Source organism: Bradyrhizobium sp. USDA 3315 (assembly GCF_054056795.1).
The window spans coordinates 3,051,460-3,057,500 of record NZ_JBSRYP010000001.1 but is presented as its reverse complement, the minus strand read 5'-3'; the positions used below and the strand labels follow the sequence as shown (position 1 = coordinate 3,057,500).

The following is a 6,041-nucleotide window of genomic DNA, read 5'->3' as shown; positions in this document are numbered from 1 at the left end:
TCTCGATTGATGTCCTTTCCTCCAGGTACTTAGATGTTTCAGTTCCCTGGGTTTGCTTAAAACCTCCTATTTTATTCAGAGGTCTCATACCTTCTCTTGATAACCGGAAATCCAAAACCTCGCGGTTTGATTTCTCGCATTTCTGGTCGAACCCCAACACACAAGGTCTTGGAGTTCCGGCTATCGAAGGTGGGTTTCCCCATTCGGAAATCCGCGGATCAAAGCTTCTTCGCAGCTCCCCACGGCTTATCGCAGCGTAGCACGTCCTTCATCGCCTCTCAGCGCCAAGGCATCCACCGAACACCCTTAAGGCACTTGATTGCTCTCATTATCAATGTCCACACACTCGGCAGAATGTTGTCTGCACAACTGCCATTTAAGGCACGCATCCTCGATGAATGCGATTGCGCAGCCGGACATTGACTAGAAAGACCAGCTTGCTTCGTAAGATCGGCCCGATAGCGAGGCGGTCAAGCTTCGCTAAAAGGGATCATTTACAACCCGCATCCAATCTTGCGATTGAAAGCGAGCGCCGAAATGATCCCGGAGATAATGAATGGCTCAGGCGAATTGCTTCGCTTGATCCAAACTCGGATCGATCTCCTCTTTACGATGTCAGAAAACACGCACGTCACCGTCCATCCGGACCAATGAGTGCGAAGTGATGTTTCGCGGACGATATGAACAGAGCTTCCTGCAAAGGCGCATTCTCGAGCTTCAATTCCATCTGGTGGAGCCAGACGGGATCGAACCGACGACCTCATGCTTGCAAAGCACGCGCTCTCCCAGCTGAGCTATGGCCCCGTACCAGAAGACGAATGCTCCGCACTCGATCAAAATGGTGGGCCTGGGAAGACTTGAACTTCCGACCTCACGCTTATCAAGCGCGCGCTCTAACCAACTGAGCTACAAGCCCCTAACACGAGAGACATACCGGCGCGCACCCGACCTGAAGTCGGTGCATCGCACAGCGCTCAGCCCCTGGCGCGTGTTCGTCCGCGAAGAAAGAGAAACGAAGACGGCGAAATCCCGCCAATGGAGCTCAACAATCCTGAAACTGTTGGCCCCTGAATGTTTCTAAAACGATCCGATAGATAGCGTGAGCTGATCTGAAGGATCATCCTTAGAAAGGAGGTGATCCAGCCGCAGGTTCCCCTACGGCTACCTTGTTACGACTTCACCCCAGTCGCTGACCCTACCGTGGCCGGCTGCCCCCTTTCGGTTAGCGCACCGTCTTCAGGTAAAACCAACTCCCATGGTGTGACGGGCGGTGTGTACAAGGCCCGGGAACGTATTCACCGTGGCGTGCTGATCCACGATTACTAGCGATTCCAACTTCATGGGCTCGAGTTGCAGAGCCCAATCCGAACTGAGACGGCTTTTTGAGATTTGCGAAGGGTCACCCCTTAGCATCCCATTGTCACCGCCATTGTAGCACGTGTGTAGCCCAGCCCGTAAGGGCCATGAGGACTTGACGTCATCCCCACCTTCCTCGCGGCTTATCACCGGCAGTCTCCTTAGAGTGCTCAACTAAATGGTAGCAACTAAGGACGGGGGTTGCGCTCGTTGCGGGACTTAACCCAACATCTCACGACACGAGCTGACGACAGCCATGCAGCACCTGTCTCCGGTCCAGCCGAACTGAAGAACTCCGTCTCTGGAGTCCGCGACCGGGATGTCAAGGGCTGGTAAGGTTCTGCGCGTTGCGTCGAATTAAACCACATGCTCCACCGCTTGTGCGGGCCCCCGTCAATTCCTTTGAGTTTTAATCTTGCGACCGTACTCCCCAGGCGGAATGCTTAAAGCGTTAGCTGCGCCACTAGTGAGTAAACCCACTAACGGCTGGCATTCATCGTTTACGGCGTGGACTACCAGGGTATCTAATCCTGTTTGCTCCCCACGCTTTCGTGCCTCAGCGTCAGTATCGGGCCAGTGAGCCGCCTTCGCCACTGGTGTTCTTGCGAATATCTACGAATTTCACCTCTACACTCGCAGTTCCACTCACCTCTCCCGAACTCAAGATCTTCAGTATCAAAGGCAGTTCTGGAGTTGAGCTCCAGGATTTCACCCCTGACTTAAAGACCCGCCTACGCACCCTTTACGCCCAGTGATTCCGAGCAACGCTAGCCCCCTTCGTATTACCGCGGCTGCTGGCACGAAGTTAGCCGGGGCTTATTCTTGCGGTACCGTCATTATCTTCCCGCACAAAAGAGCTTTACAACCCTAGGGCCTTCATCACTCACGCGGCATGGCTGGATCAGGCTTGCGCCCATTGTCCAATATTCCCCACTGCTGCCTCCCGTAGGAGTTTGGGCCGTGTCTCAGTCCCAATGTGGCTGATCATCCTCTCAGACCAGCTACTGATCGTCGCCTTGGTGAGCCATTACCTCACCAACTAGCTAATCAGACGCGGGCCGATCTTTCGGCGATAAATCTTTCCCCGTAAGGGCTTATCCGGTATTAGCTGAAGTTTCCCTCAGTTGTTCCGAACCAAAAGGTACGTTCCCACGCGTTACTCACCCGTCTGCCGCTGACATATTGCTATGCCCGCTCGACTTGCATGTGTTAAGCCTGCCGCCAGCGTTCGCTCTGAGCCAGGATCAAACTCTCAAGTTGGACTTGAAACCTTGAACCGGCTGATCACAACGTTTGACGAGGTCCCACCATTCTTCGTCGACCGAAGTCAACGAGCCGCCTGCGATTCACATCGTTGGCAGCGATGGTGTAACCTTTAAAACGTGTACCGCCGAAGTCTTTCGTCCACTCTCAGAAGTCAAAAGCCGAAGCTTTCAAGTATTCCGAGAGACGCAAGGACTCCGCCGTCCACGTTTCTCTTTCTTCATCTTCACTTGTCAAACAGCCCGGGATCCGATGACCCCACACCCTTAGAGGGTGGCTCTACCCTTCACCGGCCGACGGTGAACTTCAACCGATTTATGTCGGCTGTTGTGTCACTCATCGAAGTGAGGAGCATCAGTGGCGCGTTTGCTCGCCTTGGTCAGTGACCCGGCGGCGCCGCGCTCAGTGGTTGGTTTATAGTCCGCACCCCTCGGGATTGTCAACGGCCATTGTCAACAAATCGTCGCACGCCCAAATCGCTTGGGCAGTGCGAAGAAATTCTCGTGCTTTCCGTGGCTTAGGTCGGAGGTAAAAATTCGCCACCCAGCCCTCGCGGCAAAAAACTTTAAAAAAAGTTCGTCGCCGGGGAGCCCGTGAGGCCCTCCAAAACGGGTTCCGACCGCCCCGGGGCCGGGCGGCGGGCATCGACCTGCTTTCAGGGAAGCTTTTCCACCTCAAATGCCGCACTTGAGCCACAATCCTGCGACGTTCTGGCTATAACGAATGCATTGAACCGCTCGTAACCTGTGGGGGCTGGGGCGGTTTTTCTGGGGGACCAGGCGATTTTCTCCAAGAATCCGTCGCCTCTTCCCTTCGCGGCCGAGCAACATCGAGAGATCTGCACACCATTGACGTTCGAGAGTGCGGCTAGCTAATGGCCATCGGCTTCTCGAATTCGATGCGTGTGGCTCGCCACACTGCCGAGATTCCTCTTCGGGGGATCAAGGTGGGGACGAGGACGAGCTGAGGTCGATCGCAGTTGCTGGAATTTGGGGGGATATCGGGTTGAGCCAACGGGCGTCACGCGGAAGCGGCATTGGGCGCGAGACCGGGATGATCGATCTCGGTCACGAACCGCCGCTTTCAGTCGACGGCACCGAGGCCGCGGTGATCGACCGCCGCCGTGTCTCCGTTCAATGGTTTAGCGGCACCATTCTGACTGGACTATGTGGCGCGGCCCTGATCGGCGGCGCCGTTTTTGCGTCGCTCGACGGCGAGATGACCTTCGCCAAGGTGCCGGAGCGCGTTGAAGGCGCGCTCCGCGGCGCGTTCACCGGCAACGATCGCGTCGTCAGCCTGCACAAGGGCGACCGCCTGCCGCCGCCCAGCGAATCCTCCGCCTCCCGCAGTCTGGTGCGCGTGTCGACCGTGACCCGCGTCGGCAATCGCGACGTGATGCGGGTGCGGCCCTTCATCCGAATTTCCGGCAATCTCTCGATGACCACGAGCGATCTGTCGGCAAAAATCCCTGCGTTCAATGCGCAGCGTCTGCTGACCGATGTCGGCTCCGACACGCCGGCGGCGGCCGAGGATCCGAATGCCGCGGCCGAGCCCGACGCCGAGGTCTCGTTCGTCACCAAGGATCTCGGCTCAGTGCTGCCGAAGGCCAAGCTCGCCGCCGTCGTCGCGCTCGACGACGTGCTGATGCGGGTCCGCGACGCAGCCAACTGGCGCGGCTCCGGCGGCTCGGTGCGCTACGCTTCACTCGCCAATGCCGCGGCTGACGCGAGCGGCGCCGGCCCCGACATGAGGATGGCCTACGCCACCGAGGGCAACACCTCCGATCCCTATGCCGGCTTCGAGACGCGCGTAGTGCCTGAGAACGTCACCCTGCTGCCGAAGACCAAAGAGCAGGTCACCGGCGGCAATCCGGTCGGCGAACGGGTTCATGTCGTCAGGAAGGGCGACAGCATCACCTCGATCCTGCGCGATCAGGGCGCGACACCCGACGAGGCGAAGGCGATCGCCGCAACGCTCGGCCCGCGCGGCCGCGACGGCGGCCTGAAGGAGGGCCAGAAGGTACGAATCCTGATGGCGCCGGCGGCGCCCGGACCGAATGTCAGGCTGCAGCCCTATCGCGTGATCGTCGCCAACGAATCCGTCATCGAAGCCGTCGCCGCGCTGTCCGATCTCGGCAAATACGTCGCCGTCGACGTGCAGAGCATGAACACTGTCACCGAGACCGCCGACAATTCCAGCGACGATGATGAGGATGATGGCAGCGGCGTGCGGCTCTACCAGAGCATTTACGAGACCGCGCTGCGCAACAAGGTGCCGCCGACCGTCATCGAAGACATGGTCAAGATCTACTCCTACGACGTCGATTTCCAGCGCAAGGTCCAGCCGGGCGACTCGTTCGACGTGTTCTTTGCCGGCGAGGACGAGGGCGTCACCAGCACCGAAAAGACCGAAGTGCTCTACGCCGCGCTGACCGTGGGCGGCGAAACCAAGAAATACTACCGATTCCAGAGCTCGGACGACGGCCTCGTCGACTACTATGACGAGACCGGCAAGAGCGCGAAGAAGTTCCTGGTGCGCAAGCCGGTCAACAACGCGATCATGCGTTCGGGCTTCGGCGGCCGCCGCCACCCGATCCTCGGCTATGTGAAGATGCACACCGGCGTCGACTGGGCCACCGCCTACGGCACGCCGATCTTCGCTTCCGGCAACGGCGTGCTCGAGAAGGTCGGATACGAGGGCGGTTACGGCAAATATATCCGCATGAAGCATGCCAATGGCTACGAGACCGCCTACGGCCACATGTCGGCCTTCGCCAAGGGCATGGAGATCGGCAAGAAGGTGCGGCAGGGCCAGGTGATCGGCTTCGTCGGCTCGACCGGCCAGTCGACCGGCCCGCACGTCCACTACGAAATCCTGGTCAACGGCCGATTCGTCGACCCGATGCGCGTGAAGCTGCCGCGCGGCCGTTCGCTCGAGGGCCCGATGCTGGCGAACTTCGAGAAGGAGCGCGACCGGATCGAGGCCCAGATGTCCAGCCGCGGCAGCTCGCGAATCGTCTCGGACGCCACCAGTTCCACGTCGCAGACGCGCTCCACCACCAACCGCTGACGGCGGAAACCTCGCTCAGGAAGCCGTTCCATCCGGAACCATCCGCACCGGTCAAGCTTTGTCCGCTTGGGCAAACCTTGCAGAGGAGGCGCGCATGGCAAGCCTCACCCGCGACGACGTGCTGAAAGCCGTCGGCTCCGCCGACGACGTCACGATCGCGAGGATTATCGCGTCCGGGGCGACGATCACCGAGCTTGCCGAGGCGCAGGCCTGGCTCGCCAATGACGAGCCGCTGATCAATGCCGGCAAGCCGCTGGCCACCGGCCGCGCCCGCGAGCTGGTCGATATCCTGTCCGAACTCGAGCCCGGCGAGGACGACGAGCCGTCACCGCCCATCGCCCCGCAGGAATGAC

At 59.3% G+C, this 6,041-nt stretch carries 2 protein-coding genes, 2 tRNA genes and 2 rRNA genes (1 of these 6 running past the window's edge); 2 read left to right on the top strand and 4 right to left on the bottom strand.

Features of this window, described 5'->3' with window-relative positions:
• The 4 genes from ACVIYL_RS14005 to ACVIYL_RS13990 all read right to left on the bottom strand — a co-directional run.
• A 23S ribosomal RNA gene (locus ACVIYL_RS14005) occupies nt 1-321 on the bottom strand (it extends 2,525 nt beyond the left edge of the window).
• A gap of 407 nt (nt 322-728) precedes the next feature.
• Nucleotides 729-804, bottom strand: a tRNA-Ala gene (locus tag ACVIYL_RS14000).
• Between the two features lie 35 nt (nt 805-839).
• Nucleotides 840-916: transfer RNA gene (locus tag ACVIYL_RS13995), tRNA-Ile, on the bottom strand.
• Nucleotides 917-1,127: 211 nt separating this feature from the next.
• Nucleotides 1,128-2,616 (bottom strand): 16S ribosomal RNA (locus ACVIYL_RS13990).
• Together the 16S and 23S rRNA genes with 2 tRNA genes alongside form the textbook arrangement of a ribosomal RNA operon.
• 1,008 nt (nt 2,617-3,624) lie before the next feature.
• On the opposite strand from ACVIYL_RS13990, the gene ACVIYL_RS13985 reads away from it, so the two are divergent.
• Together ACVIYL_RS13985 and ACVIYL_RS13980 are read left to right on the top strand one after the other, a co-directional pair.
• The gene (locus ACVIYL_RS13985; RefSeq protein ID WP_456778862.1) at nt 3,625-5,688 is read left to right on the top strand and encodes a M23 family metallopeptidase; all 2,064 of its coding nucleotides are present in this window, start codon (nt 3,625-3,627) and stop codon (nt 5,686-5,688) included.
• A 94-nt stretch (nt 5,689-5,782) separates the two neighbouring features.
• On the top strand, nt 5,783-6,040 hold the full coding sequence (locus tag ACVIYL_RS13980) for a hypothetical protein (protein ID WP_225645335.1): 258 nt from the start codon (nt 5,783-5,785) through the stop codon (nt 6,038-6,040).
• The last annotated feature ends 1 nt before the right edge of the window (nt 6,041 follow it).